Source organism: Ruminococcus sp. RTP21484sp1_RTP21277st1_D2_RTP21277_210401 (assembly GCF_040924225.1).
In the GTDB taxonomy this organism is placed as follows: domain Bacteria; phylum Bacillota; class Clostridia; order Lachnospirales; family Lachnospiraceae; genus Blautia_A; species Blautia_A faecis.
Genome location: NZ_JBCOMJ010000011.1, coordinates 72,617 through 89,457, shown reverse-complemented (window position 1 = coordinate 89,457; position 16,841 = coordinate 72,617). Strand labels below are relative to the sequence as shown.

Sequence of the window (16,841 nt, the reverse complement as noted above, 5' to 3'; positions counted from 1 at the left end):
CCTTTTTATAATTATAAAAATAACTTCAGGAGCCTACTCTGTTTCCTATTCATTACTTCCAGTCCTGGATTTCAGGAAATCAAGCTCTTTCGCAGCTTCTTCATCCTCCGGATACATTCCGACATAAGATACAGCTTTCTCCTGTGCGGTAGAAAAATCCAGTTTCTTCTCATAAGCTACAATTTCATTAAATAACAAGCTCTGCATTTCATCATCGGAAGCAATGGTAATTCCGCTGCTGATATTTTCCAGAGCAGAATCATAGTTTCCTTCTGCCATATCACACACTGCCAGTCCATTGTATCCCTGTGCGGCAGTCTGTGTCTGATTCCCGGACGTATCATCCAGCTTCTGATTGATATACTGCTGGTACATTGCCCGGGCATTTGCGTAATCTGACTGGGCGCCATAGACCATTCCAAGGACCAGAAGTGCCTCTGTACTTCCCTGATTGGAAGCATCTGTCAGCTCTTTCCGGGCATTGGTATAATCTCCCATATAGTAATAGATTCTTCCCCGGCTGCAAAGATCCTCTGCTCCCTTTGCCTCTGTGGACAAGACAGCCTCCAGATACCTGGTTCCATCCGCTTCCATGTCCTTATCCAGATACGTCTCGTAGATCTGGATGGCCCGGTCATAGCTGGAATCTTCCCCATACGCCTGCTCAAAATCAGAGGAAGCTTCATCATAGACATCCATTTCCAGGGCAACCTTTCCAGTAAGGAACCAGGCATCTGCATCCATCTCATAATTCTGAGCAAGCACCTGACAGTCTGCCATGGCATCATCCAGATACCCAGCCTGCAAACGTGCTGTAGCGCGATACAGATACAGGTCCCGGGCCATACTTTTGTTTACCTTCTCCTCGCCAAGAGCACTGGTAAAGGCAGTAATGGCATCATCATAATTTCCCAGACGCAGCTGACAGATTCCAATCCCGCGGTAAGACACTGCAGGCTTCACACCATTATTCACAGAAGTAGTAAATTCATCCAGCGCATACTCATAGCTGCCCTGCTCCAGATCTTTCTCTGCTTCCTTAAAAATCTGCTGTTTTTCATTATCACAGCCAGCCAGAAGGGAAAGCCCCATGACCGCTGCCAAAATTAATGCTGTTTTTCTGATTTTCATTCTCAACCAACAATCAGTCCTTCGGCTTCCATTACTTCCACAACACTGTCTACATACTGATGGCAGAGCTCATCTGTCTCGGCCTCCACCATAACACGGATCAGCGGCTCTGTACCACTCTCGCGGACCAGAATACGTCCGGAATCGCCAAGTGCCTTTCCTGCTGCTTCGACTGCTTCAACCACCTTCGGGTTCTCACGCGCAGTCTTCTTATCTGCTACACGTACATTTCGAAGAACCTGAGGATAAACCTTCATCTCTTTGGCAAGATCACATAAGGTAGACTTCTTATCTACGCATGCTTCCATGACCATAAGAGAAGTAAGGATACCATCACCTGTAGCTGCATAACGGCTGAAAATAATATGTCCGGACTGTTCTCCACCAATGCTGTAGTTATTTGCCATCATATTCTCGGCAACGTATTTGTCACCAACGGCAGTCTGCTCATAACGCATTCCTTCACGCTCCAGAGCTTTGTAAAGTCCCATATTGGACATCACTGTGGTAACAACAGTATTTCCATTCAGTTTCCCCTGCTCTTTCAGATATTTACCGCAGACATACATAATCTTGTCACCATCGATGATATTTCCACGATGATCAACTGCGATACAACGGTCAGCATCTCCATCATAAGCAAATCCGATATCCAGGCCATTGTCTATCACATATTTCTGAAGGACTTCGATATGGGTGGATCCACAGTTTGTATTGATGTTAGTTCCATCCGGCTGATTGTTGATCACATAAGTTTTCGCCTGAAGTGCCTCGAAAACACTTTTTGCAATTGCGGATGAGCTTCCGTTGGCACAGTCAAGTCCGACTTTTACATTTTTGAAATCACGGCTTGGAATGGAGATCAGATATCCGATATAGCGGTTTCGTCCGGAAGCAAAATCAACAGTACGTCCAATGTCTTCTTTGCGTGCAAGAGGAAGCTCCTCGATTTCGCCATCAATGTAGGCCTCAATACGCTCCTCGATCTCAGCCTCAATCTTCTGTCCGTTTCCATTCAGAAGCTTGATTCCATTATCATAGAATGGGTTATGGCTTGCGGAAATCATAATACCGCAGTCAAAATCCTCTGTACGAACCGCAAAGGATACACTTGGAGTAGTGGTTACATGCAGAAGATAAGCATCTGCTCCGGAAGCGGTAAGTCCTGCAACAAGGGCATACTCAAACATATAGCTGCTTCGTCTGGTATCTTTTCCGATTACGATCTTCGCCTTATGGTCACGTCCATAATACCAACCTACATAACGTCCTACTTTAAACGCATTATCAACTGTCAGCTGAACATTTGCCTCTCCACGAAATCCGTCTGTTCCAAAATATTTTCCCATATCTAATTATCCTCCTTGCTTATTACACCTGAAAGCATATAGGAATCATACATTCTTTTCCATATTTTCAGGCAAAACTGCAAACAATTACAATATACAGTATCCGATAATCTTATTTGTAAAGTCCGTTTGGATATACGCCAGCCTCGGTAAGCTCTTTAAAGGCTTTGATCACAACCTCTTTATCTTCCTGATAAGTTACACCAAACCAGGTATCCTTTGTCTCAAGCACATCTACCTGGGCAGTTCCCTTCTGGATCAATGTATCAATCATAACCGGAAGAAGATACTCTGCCTTGATATCACCAGCTTTTACATTCTGAAGAAACTCTACAAATCCATCATATAAAGTATCCATAAACGCAGGAGTCAGTCCCCACATGTTCATGGAAACAAGCTCGTTTAAGTCAAGCTTCTCTGCCGGCTGGCCATCTTCGCGACTCTCAGCGCCATCTGCTGTTTTAAAAATGTTGTGAGTCTCGGTAACACCTGTAAGCTTGCCGTCTGTAATGTGGCAAAGTCCTCTTGTAACACTTCCGTTATCACTTAAGGTGTTTCCAAGGCGGAAGCCTGCCATGCAAATATGCAGGACATCATCTGCCGGCTGCTCCTGAACCAGATAATCATGTACTTTTACGTATGCTTCCTTTCCATAATAGTCATCTGCATTGATAACTGCAAATGGCTCTGTAAGGAACTCTCTTGCACAGATAACAGCATGACCGGTTCCCCAGGGTTTGGTTCTGTCTGCCGGTTTCACAAAGCCTTCCGGAAGCTTCTCCATTTCCTGATATGCATACGCAACTTCTGCGATCTTCTCTACTCTTGCACCAATGGTGCTTTTAAATTCTTCTTCCAGATCCTTACGGATAATGAATACAATTTTATTGAAGCCAGCCTCCAGTGCGTCTCTGATGGAATAATCCATAATGATCTCACCGTTTGGTCCAACTGGTGCAAGCTGCTTGATTCCATTTCCAAATCTGCTTCCAACTCCGGCTGCCATAATTACAAGAGCTGTTTTTTTCATAGGTATATCCTCCCATTTTTCACATGATTGTTATTTCGCTGCTGCCCATAGCCTGGCCAGCAACTTTTACACAAAAGCAGTAACTTTAAGCTTACTGCTCCTGCAGATTGCTCAATTTCGCCGCCTGGTCTGCTGCGATCAGACTGTCGATGATTTCATCCAGATCTCCATTCAGAATGTTATCCAGTCTGTGAAGTGTAAGCTTGATACGATGATCTGTCACACGTCCCTGTGGGAAATTATAGGTTCTGATTTTCTCAGAACGGTCGCCTGTACCAATCTGGCTTCTTCTTGCTTCTGCTTCTGCATCATGCTGCTTGGCCAGCTCCATCTCATACAGACGGGAACGAAGAACCTTCAATGCCTTATCCTTATTCTTCAGCTGGGACTTCTCATCCTGACAGGAAATTACGATTCCTGTAGGAATATGGGTCAGTCGTACTGCGGAGTCTGTAGTATTGACGCACTGTCCGCCATTTCCGGAAGCACGGAATACGTCGAATTTACAGTCGTTCATATCCAGATGGAAATCAATCTCCTCAGCTTCCGGCATAATTGCAACCGTACAGGTGGAAGTATGGATTCTTCCGCCGGATTCCGTCTCCGGAACCCTCTGTACCCGGTGTACGCCACTCTCATATTTCAGTCTGGAATAAGCTCCGGCACCGTTTATCATAAAGGTAACCTCTTTGAATCCGCCGATTCCATTCTCGTTTAAGCTCATCATCTCTGTTTTCCAGCGCCTGGATTCTGCATATTTTACATACATTCTGTAGATCTCAGCTGCAAAAAGAGCAGCCTCATCTCCACCGGCACCGGCGCGGATCTCCACGATAACATTCTTATTATCGTTAGGATCCTTAGGCAGAAGAAGGATCTTCAGTTCATGCTCCAGCTCTTCCACACGCTTCTTGGCATCGGAAAGCTCTTCCTTGAGCATTTCTCTCATATCTTCATCCTTCTCCTCTTCCAGCATGGAAAGGCTGTCCTGAATTGTTTCTTTATTTTTCTTATATTCCTTATAGGTATCCACAATTGGCTGCAGGTCGCTCTGTTCCTTCATAAGCTTCTGGAAACGATCTGGATTAGATGTTACATCTGGCTCACCCAGCTCATTCAGAACTTCCTCGAAACGTATGAGCAAATCGTCCAACTTGTCAAACATGGTTTTCCTCCTGTTATGTTCTTCTCTTTACTTATATAAAACTATCGTCTGCCCAACACAACTCTGTCAAGTCCCGTCAGGTCTTTAACAATCTGTACATCAAAAAAGCCATTCTCCTGCATCAGCGCCTTTACAGCTTCGCCCTGATCATATCCGATTTCAAACAGCATCCAGCCATCTTCCTTTAGGAAAGCCTTTCCCTCCGATACGATTTTTCTGTAAAAATACAGACCATCTTCATGTCCATCCAGTGCAAGTCTTGGATCGTGATCCCGCACTTCTTCCATAAGCTCTTCAATCTCTGCGCTTCTGATGTAGGGGGGATTCGAAATAAGGATATCATACTGAGGCATATCTTTACCAGTGTTTTGTTGAAAAAAAGCTGACGAAAACAAGTCGCTTTCCACGAAAACAGCTCTGTCTGACACTTCCAGGCTTACCGCATTCTTATTTGCCACCTGAAGAGCAAGAGGGGAAACATCAGCACCCACACCATATGCATCCCCGGTAAGTGCCAGAAGACTTAAAAGGATACACCCTGATCCGGTGCACATATCCAGAATCCCTGGTGTTTTTTTCCCCTTCATAACTTCCAGAGCCTTCTCCACCAATGTCTCCGTATCCTGTCTCGGAACCAGTACGTTTTGATTTACATAAAATTCAAATCCCATAAAATATGCCTGGTGGGTAATATGCTGTAATGGAATATGACCTGCTCTTTTTCGGATCAATTCCCTGTATCTGTCTGCTTTTTCCTCTTCAATCCCGTCAGCTGAATGGGCGAAATAAAAAGCTCTGTTCATCCCTGTCACATACTCCAGAAGAAGCCAGGCATCCAGCCTGGCTTCCTGGATCTTATGCTGTTCCAAAACCTTGGTTCCTTCTTTTAATAGTGTTTCCAGAGAAGTCATTGTGCAGCTCCCGTTTCTGGCACATTCCCGGTGCGTTCTTCACTGTCCCCGCTTTCAGATTGCGCGGAAGCAGCAGAAGGATCACCGTTTTCTTTGTTCTCATATGGAATATCCAGATTGAATTCTGTCTTTAAATATGCTCTCCAGTCAAACACAGCCTCCACAGCCTTGATGGCAACCTCTGCCATATCAGCTGTAGGTTCTTTTGTGGTAAATTTCTGCATTGCCATACCAGGTTTACTCATCATCAAGGCAAATTTACTGTCTGTCCTGCCTGCCCACTGGATAATTTCAAATGAAATTCCAGATACTACAGGTACCATGAGCAAACGTCCGAAAAGACGAAGCCAGTAAAACGGTACCAGTACAAAAATAAAATGCAGGAAAATACTTACTATCATAACCAGGAACAGAAAGCTTGTTCCGCAGCGTCTGTGGAATCTGGAGCTCTCAAGCACGTTCTCTACAGTAAGCGGCTTACCATTTTCCACACAGTTGATACATTTGTGTTCAGCACCATGATACATAAAGGTTCTCTGAATATCCTTCATTCTGGAGATCAGGATCATGTATCCCATAAACAGACCCAGCTTCACAAACGCTTCCACAATGGTAACCACCACTTCCGAAGCGCCTACCTTACGGCAAAGACTGGCCAGTGCATAAGGAAGCAGCATAAAGGCTGCAATGGAAATTACAATAGAAATGGCTACAGTTACATAGAGCAAGGCTTTAAATGCCTTGTCCTCTTTTTTCTTCTTGGCTTCCAGTTCTTCCGGAGAAAGAGCAGCATTCTTCCTGGTCTCTTCCTCGTCCTCCTCATCACCTGCAATTTCAGCTGAATACATAAGGCATTTCGTTCCGGTTACCAGAGAATCGATAAAGCTTACCATTCCGCGGATGATCGGTTTCCGCCAGATCCTGGCTTTCCCGAAAATGCATTTATAATCTTCCACTTTTACTTCAATTTCTTTATCAGGACGTCGTACTGCAATGGAGTATTTATCCTTATGGCGCATCATAATGCCTTCCATTACAGCTTGTCCACCGATATTGGATGGTTTCATTTTATCCTCCAGTTACAAAGAAAGGTTGAGATTTCCCAACCTCAACCTTCTCATTCAGTAATATTCAAATTATTTATTCAGACCGTATTTCTCATTGAACTTATTGATACGTCCACGAGCCTGACTAGCTTTCTGCTGTCCTGTATAGAACGGATGACATTTGGAGCAGATTTCTACGTGGATGTCCTGCTTGGTAGATCCTGTTACAAAAGTATTACCGCAGTTGCAGGTTACAGTTGCCTGATAGTAATTCGGATGGATTCCTTCTCTCATGATTTTCACCTCTCTATATTTATTCTATTTTATTTGCGTTGAATCTGACGAATTCACACTTTACACAGCCTATTGATTATAGCATGGGGTTCTGAGAAATGCAAGTTATTTATAAAAATTTCTAAAACTAATCCCAGATAATATTCTGCACGGTGTTTTTTGTGAACATTACAATTTCTGTTTTTTTACCATTTGCACAAATTCAGCATTATTTGCAGTACGTGCAAACATGTTCAGGATCTGTTCCACTGCCTCATCAGACTTCATTCCGTTAAGAGCCTTTCGCATAATATATACAGCTTCCTGCTCGTCTTTGCTCAGAAGCAGATCTTCTCGTCTGGTACCGGATTTCTGAATGTCGATGGCCGGGAAAACCCGTTTCTCCTGAAGCTTGCGGTCAAGAACAAGCTCCATATTGCCGGTTCCCTTGAATTCTTCGTAAATAACGTCATCCATTTTACTTCCGGTGTCAACCAGTGCAGTGGCCAGAATGGTAAGGCTTCCTCCCTCACGCATATTACGTGCTGCACCAAAGAAGCGCTTCGGCATATGAAGTGCTCCCGGATCAAGACCTCCTGACAGAGTTCTTCCGCTTGGAGGAACAACCAGATTATACGCTCTTGCCAGTCTGGTAATGGAATCCAGAAGGATCACAACATCCTGCTTATGTTCTACAAGGCGGCGTGCACGCTCTACAACCATCTCGGATACACGCTTATGATGCTCCGGAAGCTCATCAAATGTGGAATAAATAACTTCCACATTCGGTCCCTGTATTGCTTCCCTGATATCGGTAACTTCCTCAGGACGTTCATCAATAAGAAGAATGATCAGATGCATATCCTTGTTATTCTTAAGAATAGATTTCGCGACATCCTTAAGCAAAGTAGTCTTACCTGCCTTAGGCGGGGAAACAATCATACCACGCTGTCCCTTTCCGATAGGGCTGATCAGATCTACGATACGCATGGCAGTAGTTCCGCCGGGACGCTCCATGATCAGACGTTCATCTGGGAAGATTGGGGTCATGTTTTCAAAATTGTATCTCTTCTGTCCCTCACTTGGATGGAAACCATTGATAGACGTTACATATAAAAGGGCACTGAATTTCTCCCCCTGTGTTTTAATACGGATATTTCCCTGAATTATATCCCCTGTCTTCAAATTAAATCTGCGGATCTGTGACGGGGAAACATAGATATCATTCTCTCCTGGAAGATAATTCTCACTTCGAATAAATCCAAAACCATCCGGCATAACCTCCAGGATTCCATTGGCCTTTTCGCCACTGTCAAGCTGGACCGTTTCAGCCGGAACATTGTAAGCATTGCTTACCCCCTCTTCTGTACGGTTCTCACTGGCTGCGCCTGTACGGGGCTGTTCCGTTTCCTCAGGTCTTAATTCGGCTGGCGGAACCACTTCTACAGGTTTCGCTACAGGAGTGCGCTTCACGAAGTTCTCCGGTCTGTTTTCCCCATTATAACTGTTCTGGCGTCCTGCATTTTCATTTCTGCCATAATTATTGCTGCGGTACTCAGGATTACGCCGTATAATGGTACGGGATCTGGTTGGTGCTTCTCTTCTCTCCGGTGAAGAAACACTTCCCGTATTTTCTGTTTTTTCTGCTGCCACAGGCTCTGGTCTTGCAGGTATGGTATTCTCTTCTGCTGTTCCGGAAATAGTCTGCTCATTTTCTGCAGTCTGTTCTTTCCTGTCCTCTTCCAGCATACGTTCAATTAATTCAGGCTTTCTCATAGTAGAAATGCCCTTCAGTCCTCTGGCTTTTGCCAAGTCTTTCAGCGTAGCCAGGGATAATGATTCATACTTTTCTTTCATCAATCATCTACCTCTTCGACTAATACAATTCTAAAACACATTTCAATTTTGATTTAACGGGATACAAATGTCTGATTAGACAGAAGCTATATACTGAATTATAAAAACATCCTTCAAAAAACTTATTAAAGTTTATTTTAACACATTTCAGGCGCCGTGTCTACATCCATTCCAAATACATGTTACTGTTCACTTAGGACCAGTGACCCCAATATATCTATCCCTGCCTGCAAGAAAGTGATAACCTTTGTTTTGTATTATACACACCTAAGGTTTTTCATTGCAAGAATTTTCTGTCGACACATATCCTGACTCTTCGACATAGTTACTGTTCACTCCGTGACCAGTAACACGCTTCGCGATGCACAGAAAGACGAACCTTCTTGTGACAAGCACAAGAAGTAGCGTTTGCTGCCCAAACTTAATTCTCGGGTTTTCTGTGAACTTTGTTCACCAAAAACACCTCGCGGAATGTTACCAGTGAACAGCAACTCGCCATATATAAGATTACGGTTCTCCCGGTGACAAAAAGGTAAGTACTATCTGTCACTTACCTTTTTATAAAACACTATTTTCCCGCGCCTGTGGTATCCACAGTAAAACACCCGGAGATATTTCTCCGGGTGCCGGTCATCTTTAAAATCATTAGTTCCAGAACGCTCCATAAATCTTCTGAATCTTAGCGATCTGTGCATCTGTAATCTGATTCAATGCATTCTGAACAGCTGCATAAGTCTGTGGTCTGGTGCTCTTCAGGGAAGCATTGTTCAAGATGTAATCCTTAACAGATTCTGCAAAATATTCGGAAGCATTCTGTGTTACATAGGCTTTATTGAAGGCTGTAACATTTGCCTTCTCAGCTGCAAAAATGCTCTGGAAGCTTGCTGTCTTATCTACATTTCCTGCGATGAATGCGAGGAAATGACCCAGCTCATGATAAACAGAATCATCAATCTGCTTCATTGTAATAGATCTTGATCTTGCATCAAAATATCCGGAATAGTTAACGGATGGATCAACAACAATCTTAAAGCCCAGCTGCTGATATGCTGCAATTACACGATTGTCCATCTTACCTGCAACACTTGCTACATTTGCTTCGTATTTGCTCTGGTTCTGTGAAGAGCTTGCTGCTGCAGTTGCCTGGGAAACGGAAGTACCAGAAGAAGTAGTGCTTACAGCGGTCTCATTGGCAATTGATACCTGCTGTGTAGTTGTTGTCTGAACAGTTGTTGTGATCTTGGATGTAACAACTTTCTTTTTTGATTTCTTGGTGTATTTCGCTGTTGCTTTGGTAACAACGGTTGTTTTGGTATCTACTGTTGTATTACCGGATTTATTTGTTTTATTGGTTACTTTTGTTTTGGTTTTCAGTTTCTTGGTGTAGCTCTTCTTGGAAGCCTTTTTTAATTTAACAGTCTTCCTGGTTGTCTTGGTACTGGAGGTAGTCTTCACAGTAGTCTTCGGCTGGGAAGCCAGTGGAGTTTCATCTTCTATAATGGAAGTCTCCATGATCGGATCTGTATAACTGGGGAATTCAGGTGTTTCTCCTGCTCCTGAGAATAATGAAACGCCGCCGATCACTGCTGCCAATGCTATTGCAGCACAACTGGAAACAACTTTTTTATTTGCAAGCCACTCTGTTATTTTCTTTCCTTTCATAAATAACACACCTTTCTTGAACCATAATGTAACTGACTTGCCGCTATCTGGAAACTATCAGTCCCATCAGTTTGTGGAAATAAAAAAACCGTTTATCAGATTAAATAAACGGTCGCCACAAATAGAAGAACCACGTCTCCTGTCATATTACATTACCTAATCAATATCAATGCGGCAACCGGCTGTCATAGTCCTGAGACCTTAGACCCTTGGCTTTGCGTCCCTGTCTTTCAACAAGTTTGCCTTTTATTCACTTCATATAATAAAGCAAACTGTTGCTTTTGTCAACGGAATTTCCTTGTTAAAACTTACAAAAATCCGTCTAAAAAGTACGAAAGCAAAAAATCTGTAAAAATATCTGAGAGGATCGTAACGCATGATAATCATTCCTGGTTTCATATCCGATTTCAAGTGTGTTTCCAAATTCTGCATTCCAGAACAGGCAATCCTCAACAAGGATATGTCTCACATCTGTGCAGCCTGACGGATCCTGGAATTCCACAGCCTTAATAGATATACAATCATCATTTGCCCTTATAAAGCAATTACGAAGCACTACATTCTCACATCCGACTATATCGACGCCATCTCCTGTGATCACTTTTCCCAGAACATTTACGTCTTCAATCAGAACATTTTTACATGCAACCGGAACAATATGCCAGGAACCACCATCCAGAAGTGTGATTCCACGTATTTCAATGTTCTCACCCAATACAGGAACGATCAGCTGCTCTGCTCCATTTTCGTCCCATGCATGCCAGTTTCCTCCATACAGGATTCCATTTCCCAGAATACGGACTCTGTCTGCCATTCTGGAATAGATTCTTCCGCTTACAACTGCTCCGTACTCTATATAAACAGTTTCGTCAGAATTAAGCTGAAGGCATCCCACATTGTAGGCTTTTCCACTTTCAAATACATAAGTGGCATTCTCAGGCTTCGGTATGTATTTTCCAGGAAGAACATAAAGTGGTGACTCCAGTTTATCGTCCAGTTCAAGAGTAATTCTCTTTCCGGCAGGAAGGCTTATACTGATTTTGTTCCCCTCTTCTTCGAACGGTATCTGTGCAGCTGCAGGACGGATAACAGCCTTCTGAAATGGTTCGTTTACTGTAACTTCTACCTCTGCCTTTTCATTTTCATCCAAGAAAGAAACAAAATCAAAAAATTCCGTATGATATACTCACTGTTCCTTTCCGTTTATCTTAACCTGATACAGCTCTGATACCGGAATATCTTCCACTGATTTCAGTTCATACAGTGGTTTCTCGCTTATCTTTCGCGGTACAAATTCCTATTTTTTCATCATTATGTTTCTCCTTTATATTTCATTTATTTTCAAAATTTATAATTATGTTTACAAACATTACTATACAATGTTTTTCTTTTTTAGTAAAGTGTTTTATTTGACAAGATACTTTGCTTTTTTTATGCATTTTGTATAAGTCCCTCTGTTTTTTCAATTACTGTTTGACTTATTTGTTTGATATATATATACTATAGGTTACTAAACAACCTTATTTTGAAAGGAAACATTATGGAAAAACTTCCTGCATACAAGAAATGTTATAACAAATTAAAATCCGATATAGATAATAACGTTTATCCCATAGGTTCCTATCTTCCCACAGAAGATGAGCTTGGAAAAATGTTTTCGGTAAGCCGTACGACGGTCCGGCATGCCATTGACCTTTTGGTTAAAGACAAACGCATAAAGGTAAAGCAGGGTGCCGGCACACAGGTGATCAATCCCAAAGAACGGGAGCTTACCAGCTTCTCAAAATTTCATAACGTAATAGACATAAACACTCTGTTTCCGGATAATGCCGCCCTGACCATCAGCGGAACCTGGATTGACCGTATTCCTGCAAACAGCCAGGTCGCCAGTGCGTTGGACCTTAATGAAGGAACAGAAGTCTTCCGCCTTCAAAGAGTGGTTTCCTCCAATGAACAGCCTGTGATAATTCAGACAAATTATATCCGTATTGATTTTTTCCCGGATTTAGATACCTACCGCGAACAGCTTGTAGATCTCTATTACTTTATTCAGAAGCACTACGGAATTAAATTTGAAACTGGCGAAGAACACATCAACATCAGCTCAGCTGATTTCCTTGATGCACAGATTCTCAACATTGAACCGGGATCTCCTATTTTTTTCAACACCAGAACAGCACACTGTTCACTGGGTCCTATGGAATACCTGGAAGCCAGGATCCGTCCTGATCTGTGCCATTTCGTGGTTCGTATGAAGGAACCACCAGCATGGTACGATCTTCCCGAATTTCAAAAATCCCTGGAACGTGTTTGAAAATGAATGATCAACTTATAAAAAGGAGCGGCGCTATGTCTAAACGCATTTCGGCCCTTCTGCTTTGCTTATTTCTATTTTGCCTGCTAATAGTTTTCCAAGCTGCAGGCTGCGGTCAGAACAGCAGCTCCGGTTCCGGCGAAGAACCGCCTGTTTTTTCCCCGCTGAAGGTTCTGGTTCCGGAAGCTCCGGGAACAGACACCATAGGATATTCACCTCTGATACTGGATATTTCAAATATCAGTCAGGGATATCTGACTGCTGTCAGTGACAGCAATGGTACCACCAAAAATATCCAGCTTTCCGCGGATGACGGCGTTGTTTATTCTTATTTTGTAAGCTCCGGCGAAAGTGCTGTCATTCCGTTTACCAGTGGAAGCGGCACCTACCAGGTATCCTGTTATGAGCAGGTAAACGGCAGTCAGTATGCCGCACTTTTTGCCCAGGCTCTGGAGGTTTCCCTGGAGAATGAATTTCTCCCGTTTTTGTATCCGAACCAGTATGTAAATTTTACCCCGGACTCAGAAGCCTGCAAGCTGGCTCTTTCTCTTCTGGCAGAGGATGCCACGGAACAGGAAAGCATTGACACCGTTTTCCAGTATGTAACCCAGCATGTCACCTACGACGAGGACAAAGCAGCCACCGTTGAGACAGGATATCTTCCTGACATAGACGAAACCCTCTCTACCGGAAAGGGAATCTGTTTTGATTATGCTGCCTTGATGACGGCAATGCTGCGAAGCAGGGATATTCCCTGTAAGCTTCAGATCGGATATGCAGGTGACATCAAGCATGCCTGGATCGATGTTTACATACGTGGAAAAGGATGGGTGGAACAGGCGATTACCTATGACGGGGAGAAATGGAACCGCATGGATCCAACCTTTACCGCCAACAGTGAAGATGAAGAGCTTATCAATTCCTATATCGGTGACAGCGCAAATTATACGCTGCAGTTTACCCGATAGCACAACGAAAAACTCCTCGCAGATTCATGGATTTTTTCAGAATCTGCCTGATGTTTTTTTCAGAGAGGACTTTCTATGATTACCAGATTAAACAATCGGGAGCTGTTCCAATTCTGTGAACAGTTTTCCATCATATTACATTCCGGAATGTCTGCCATTGAGGGACTTGCCATCTTAAATGACGACAGCCAGACAGAACGGGGCAAAGAAATTTTGACCTTTCTTTATAAAGACATGGAGGAATCCGGCTCCCTGGCGCACGCCATGGAGCAATCCGGTGCTTTTCCTGCTTCTGCTGCTGCTTATGTACGCACCGGCGAAGAGACTGGCTGTCTGGATGAGGTTATGAAGGGTCTGTCTGCTTTCTATGCGAAGGAGATTCAGATCACAGACCAGATTCAGAGTGCAGTCGCCTATCCCCTTGTTATGCTGGGCATGATGACTGCGGTTATTGTAATTCTTCTTGTAAAGGTTCTCCCGGTTTTCCGCCAGGTTTTCCGCCAGCTTGGACTGGAAATGAGCGGGATCTCCGGTGCCCTTCTTGGAATCGGCGAAACACTTAGCCGCTATTCTACTGCCTTCCTTGTTCTTCTGGCCGCGATGATCGGCTTTATCCTTTTCCTGGTTCTTCACCCAAAGGGGCAGGAACTGATCCGCAAAATAGTCTGCCGTTTTCCCGGCATGAAGGAAATTCCGGTAAATCTGGATTACAGTCGTCTTTGCCAATGTATTTCCCTGGGAATCCGAAGCGGACTTTCCCCTGAGCTTTGTGTGGAGCTGGCAGGGGCTGTGGTTACCCAGACTGAGATCAGGGAAAAGCTTGCTTCCATTCAGAAGCAGCTCGCGGAAGGATATGGATTTACAGAAGCCATCACGGAATCCGGACTTTTTAAGGCTATGGAGCTTCGTCTGATCTCCCTTGGTTTTCAGGCTGGTGCATCTGACGAAGTAATGGAAAAACTGGCTGAGCAGTATGAAGAGAAATCCACAGACTCTGTTTCCCACATTGTGTCAATTTTGGAGCCTACTATTGTGATCGTCCTTTCAATTTTGGTAGGACTGGTCCTTCTTTCTGTTATGATGCCGCTGCTGGGACTGTTATCTGAAATGATCGCATAACAACTGTAAGGGAGAGTGAAAATGGATATATTTGAAACCAGACTCATTCGTGTCAGGCGGATTTTCCGCTTTATTGTTCCAATCCTGTTCGCTGCAGTCCTCTGCCTGATCTTCTATCTTGGAATTGCACGTACACAGACTGATTCCCTGGAAAAAGAACAGGTTACTTTAACGCAGGCACTTGAAGGAGGTGCCATCCGCACCTACGCCCTCACAGGCCAATACCCTCAGAGCCTGGATGAATTGCTTTCAGATTACCATATTACCTATGATTCTGAGAAATTTGTGGTAGAATATGTTCCAAACGGATCCAATCTTCTGCCATCGATCAGCGTACTTCCGGTAAATGCCAGAAAAGGAGGTGCCAGATGAATTCCAGATTTACCCGGAAGAACCACAGCATTGATTCACTGGCAGCCCTGCTGCTTTTTGCAATGTATGCGCTGTTTCTTCTATTTCTGATGCTTTTTGGTGCCGGAAACTATCAGGCCTCTGTAAAAAGCCTGGACACTAATAACAATCTTTATACGGCAGCCTCTTACATCACTACCAAGTTTCGTCAGCACGATATTCCCGGAATGACCTCCCTTACAGAGCTTCAGGGAACACAGGTTCTTTGCTTTCAGGAAGCTATTGAGGGGAAAGATTACTGCACTTACATTTATTTTGATGGCAGTCATTTAAAAGAGCTTTTTACAGCATCGGATTCCCAGGCCGATCTTTCTATGGGGACCAACCTTGCACAGCTTCAGGATTTCCAGATTGACGCTTTAGAAAACACTTTTTACAGAATCACATTAACGGACACAGATGGACATTGTTCCAGTTTTCTGCTTCATCCAGGGGCTCCTGCCTGATTCGTAGGCTCCTGATTTGGGGCTGGTCACTTCTGAATGATGTGCTGAAAGGAAGTTTTTATGAAAAAAATCACTACCCATTCCAAATCCGGGCTTTTTCTTATGGAAATGATATTTGTCCTTCTTTTTCTGGGACTGACCTGCGGTGTCTGCGTAAGACTGTTTGCGGCTTCCTACATGGCAAGGGTACATGCCCGGGAGGACTCTCATATCCAGGAGCTTATCACCAGTGCCGGTGAAATTCTGGAAGGAACTGACGGCACTGTCCAAAATTTTCTGGCACTGATGCCAGATGGAGTTGCAGATCAGGACAGTATTTGCTATTATTTTGACAAGCACTGGCAGAATACTTCCGAAGAAAGCGCGGTTTATAAAATGAGGCTTGTCTGCTCTGCTTCTGACAAGGTCAAAGAAATTCAGGTCACTTTTGAAAAACTCCAGAATGCAAATGAGGAAACCAGTCTTTATACACAAACAATTCGCTTTCCAGTTTTTTCCACAAAGGAGGAAACAGATTCATGAAAGAAAAGAATCATCTTTTTTCCGCAACTGGAATTCCTTCCCTTTTTCTAATCTTCGGAGTACTTATGCTGGTGATCCTGTCCTTGCTTGGCTATGGTACTTCCAGGCAGGATCTGCGCGCCAGCAGCCTTTCTCTGGAGCAGACCTCAGCCTATTATAATGCCTGCAGTGAGGCAGCTGATTTTTACTCAGAGCTGGTTCAGACATTGGAGGGATTTCAGACGCAGGCAAAAACAGAGACTGCATATTACCAGCTCGTCTCCGATTATCTGAACTCACAGGAGAACGTAGAATGGGATTCAGAGGAACATACTGCTGAATATGTGAAAGCATTTTCCGACACCCAGAGTCTGGCTGTGAAAATTGTTGTATTCTGGACTGACTGTACAGCTGATTCCACTGCTTCTGCTACCGCTGCCTTTGATAACGTTGCCTCTGATAATGTTGCCTCTGATAACGCTGCTTCTGATAACGTTGTCTCTGATAACGCTGCTTCTGATAACGCTGCCTCTGATACCATTAATGCAGGATTGGACATGACCAGCAGCAATATCGCCGGGATCCTCTCCTGGAATACGGTTGTAACTGCAGACTGGAATCCGGACAACAGCCAGTCTGTCTACAAAGGAGAATAATT

Annotated in this window: 17 protein-coding genes and 1 riboswitch; of the genes, 7 read left to right on the top strand and 10 right to left on the bottom strand. The window is 43.8% G+C overall.

Annotation, left to right across the window (positions count from 1 at the left end; genetic code table 11):
• Positions 1–45: 45 nt before the first annotated feature.
• The 10 genes from AB5706_RS09420 to AB5706_RS09375 all read right to left on the bottom strand — a co-directional run bounded on the left by AB5706_RS09420 (position 46) and on the right by AB5706_RS09375 (position 11,574).
• Complete coding sequence (locus AB5706_RS09420; protein WP_368366019.1) at positions 46–1,131, bottom strand: tetratricopeptide repeat protein; 1,086 nt, start codon at positions 1,129–1,131, stop codon at positions 46–48.
• 2 nt (positions 1,132–1,133) lie between these two features.
• Positions 1,134–2,480 carry a phosphoglucosamine mutase gene (gene glmM / locus AB5706_RS09415; protein WP_148461077.1) on the bottom strand — a complete coding sequence of 449 codons (1,347 nt, stop codon included), beginning with the start codon at positions 2,478–2,480 and terminating at the stop codon, positions 1,134–1,136.
• A gap of 112 nt (positions 2,481–2,592) precedes the next feature.
• Complete coding sequence (locus tag AB5706_RS09410; RefSeq protein ID WP_294432583.1) at positions 2,593–3,510, bottom strand: sugar phosphate nucleotidyltransferase; 918 nt, start codon at positions 3,508–3,510, stop codon at positions 2,593–2,595.
• Positions 3,511–3,601: 91 nt separating this feature from the next.
• Positions 3,602–4,675 carry a peptide chain release factor 1 gene (prfA, locus tag AB5706_RS09405; RefSeq protein ID WP_118578120.1) on the bottom strand — a complete coding sequence of 358 codons (1,074 nt, stop codon included), beginning with the start codon at positions 4,673–4,675 and terminating at the stop codon, positions 3,602–3,604.
• Between the two features lie 41 nt (positions 4,676–4,716).
• Positions 4,717–5,586 (bottom strand): peptide chain release factor N(5)-glutamine methyltransferase, encoded by an 870-nt coding sequence (gene prmC, locus AB5706_RS09400; protein ID WP_195409070.1) that lies wholly within the window; start codon positions 5,584–5,586, stop codon positions 4,717–4,719.
• Positions 5,583–6,653 carry a DUF1385 domain-containing protein gene (locus tag AB5706_RS09395; protein WP_195409069.1) on the bottom strand — a complete coding sequence of 357 codons (1,071 nt, stop codon included), beginning with the start codon at positions 6,651–6,653 and terminating at the stop codon, positions 5,583–5,585. The genes prmC and AB5706_RS09395 overlap by 4 nt, the downstream gene beginning before the upstream one ends.
• Before the next feature lie 69 nt (positions 6,654–6,722).
• Entirely contained in the window at positions 6,723–6,926 is a 204-nt protein-coding gene (gene rpmE, locus AB5706_RS09390; protein WP_148461074.1) for a 50S ribosomal protein L31, read from the bottom strand.
• Between the two features lie 168 nt (positions 6,927–7,094).
• Positions 7,095–8,762 (bottom strand): transcription termination factor Rho, encoded by a 1,668-nt coding sequence (rho, locus tag AB5706_RS09385; RefSeq protein WP_368356750.1) that lies wholly within the window; start codon positions 8,760–8,762, stop codon positions 7,095–7,097.
• Between the two features lie 645 nt (positions 8,763–9,407).
• Positions 9,408–10,424 carry an anthrax toxin lethal factor-related metalloendopeptidase gene (locus AB5706_RS09380; protein ID WP_368366018.1) on the bottom strand — a complete coding sequence of 339 codons (1,017 nt, stop codon included), beginning with the start codon at positions 10,422–10,424 and terminating at the stop codon, positions 9,408–9,410.
• Positions 10,425–10,594: 170 nt separating this feature from the next.
• Positions 10,595–10,678: riboswitch (cyclic di-GMP riboswitch) on the bottom strand.
• Between the two features lie 68 nt (positions 10,679–10,746).
• Positions 10,747–11,574, bottom strand: a complete 828-nt coding sequence (locus tag AB5706_RS09375; protein WP_195391894.1) for a glycosyl hydrolase family 28 protein — start codon at positions 11,572–11,574, stop codon at positions 10,747–10,749.
• Positions 11,575–11,964: 390 nt separating this feature from the next.
• Between AB5706_RS09375 and AB5706_RS09370 the strand changes: the two genes are divergently transcribed.
• The 7 genes from AB5706_RS09370 (at position 11,965) to AB5706_RS23100 (ending at position 16,839) form a co-directional block, all read left to right on the top strand.
• Positions 11,965–12,738, top strand: coding sequence for a GntR family transcriptional regulator (locus AB5706_RS09370; RefSeq protein ID WP_148461064.1), 774 nt, complete (start codon positions 11,965–11,967; stop codon positions 12,736–12,738).
• A 35-nt stretch (positions 12,739–12,773) separates the two neighbouring features.
• Complete coding sequence (locus tag AB5706_RS09365; protein WP_173736026.1) at positions 12,774–13,706, top strand: transglutaminase-like domain-containing protein; 933 nt, start codon at positions 12,774–12,776, stop codon at positions 13,704–13,706.
• 75 nt (positions 13,707–13,781) lie between these two features.
• Positions 13,782–14,825, top strand: coding sequence for a type II secretion system F family protein (locus tag AB5706_RS09360; RefSeq protein ID WP_173736027.1), 1,044 nt, complete (start codon positions 13,782–13,784; stop codon positions 14,823–14,825).
• A gap of 21 nt (positions 14,826–14,846) precedes the next feature.
• Positions 14,847–15,197: a hypothetical protein gene (locus AB5706_RS09355; RefSeq protein WP_118584198.1), complete on the top strand. Its 351-nt coding sequence runs from the start codon at positions 14,847–14,849 to the stop codon at positions 15,195–15,197.
• On the top strand, positions 15,194–15,682 hold the full coding sequence (locus AB5706_RS09350; protein WP_368366017.1) for a DUF4860 domain-containing protein: 489 nt from the start codon (positions 15,194–15,196) through the stop codon (positions 15,680–15,682). The genes AB5706_RS09355 and AB5706_RS09350 overlap by 4 nt, the downstream gene beginning before the upstream one ends.
• A gap of 60 nt (positions 15,683–15,742) precedes the next feature.
• Positions 15,743–16,204 (top strand): hypothetical protein, encoded by a 462-nt coding sequence (locus tag AB5706_RS09345; protein WP_118584200.1) that lies wholly within the window; start codon positions 15,743–15,745, stop codon positions 16,202–16,204.
• Positions 16,201–16,839 carry a hypothetical protein gene (locus AB5706_RS23100; RefSeq protein WP_472515478.1) on the top strand — a complete coding sequence of 213 codons (639 nt, stop codon included), beginning with the start codon at positions 16,201–16,203 and terminating at the stop codon, positions 16,837–16,839. The genes AB5706_RS09345 and AB5706_RS23100 overlap by 4 nt, the downstream gene beginning before the upstream one ends.
• Positions 16,840–16,841: the final 2 nt, after the last annotated feature.

Excerpts from the sequence above, each read along its gene's own strand:
- AB5706_RS09365 (WP_173736026.1), top strand. The coding sequence starts at position 12,774 with ATGTCTAAACGCATTTCGGCCCTTCTGCTTTGCTTATTTCTATTTTGC.
- AB5706_RS09355 (WP_118584198.1), top strand. The coding sequence starts at position 14,847 with ATGGATATATTTGAAACCAGACTCATTCGTGTCAGGCGGATTTTCCGC.
- AB5706_RS09410 (WP_294432583.1), bottom strand. The coding sequence starts at position 3,510 with ATGAAAAAAACAGCTCTTGTAATTATGGCAGCCGGAGTTGGAAGCAGA.
- glmM (WP_148461077.1), bottom strand. The coding sequence starts at position 2,480 with ATGGGAAAATATTTTGGAACAGACGGATTTCGTGGAGAGGCAAATGTT.
- rpmE (WP_148461074.1), bottom strand. The coding sequence starts at position 6,926 with ATGAGAGAAGGAATCCATCCGAATTACTATCAGGCAACTGTAACCTGC.
- AB5706_RS09345 (WP_118584200.1), top strand. The coding sequence starts at position 15,743 with ATGAAAAAAATCACTACCCATTCCAAATCCGGGCTTTTTCTTATGGAA.
- AB5706_RS23100 (WP_472515478.1), top strand. The coding sequence starts at position 16,201 with ATGAAAGAAAAGAATCATCTTTTTTCCGCAACTGGAATTCCTTCCCTT.
- prfA (WP_118578120.1), bottom strand. The coding sequence starts at position 4,675 with ATGTTTGACAAGTTGGACGATTTGCTCATACGTTTCGAGGAAGTTCTG.
- AB5706_RS09360 (WP_173736027.1), top strand. The coding sequence starts at position 13,782 with ATGATTACCAGATTAAACAATCGGGAGCTGTTCCAATTCTGTGAACAG.
- prmC (WP_195409070.1), bottom strand. The coding sequence starts at position 5,586 with ATGACTTCTCTGGAAACACTATTAAAAGAAGGAACCAAGGTTTTGGAA.
- AB5706_RS09395 (WP_195409069.1), bottom strand. The coding sequence starts at position 6,653 with ATGAAACCATCCAATATCGGTGGACAAGCTGTAATGGAAGGCATTATG.
- rho (WP_368356750.1), bottom strand. The coding sequence starts at position 8,762 with ATGAAAGAAAAGTATGAATCATTATCCCTGGCTACGCTGAAAGACTTG.
- AB5706_RS09380 (WP_368366018.1), bottom strand. The coding sequence starts at position 10,424 with ATGAAAGGAAAGAAAATAACAGAGTGGCTTGCAAATAAAAAAGTTGTT.
- AB5706_RS09350 (WP_368366017.1), top strand. The coding sequence starts at position 15,194 with ATGAATTCCAGATTTACCCGGAAGAACCACAGCATTGATTCACTGGCA.
- AB5706_RS09370 (WP_148461064.1), top strand. The coding sequence starts at position 11,965 with ATGGAAAAACTTCCTGCATACAAGAAATGTTATAACAAATTAAAATCC.
- AB5706_RS09420 (WP_368366019.1), bottom strand. The coding sequence starts at position 1,131 with ATGAAAATCAGAAAAACAGCATTAATTTTGGCAGCGGTCATGGGGCTT.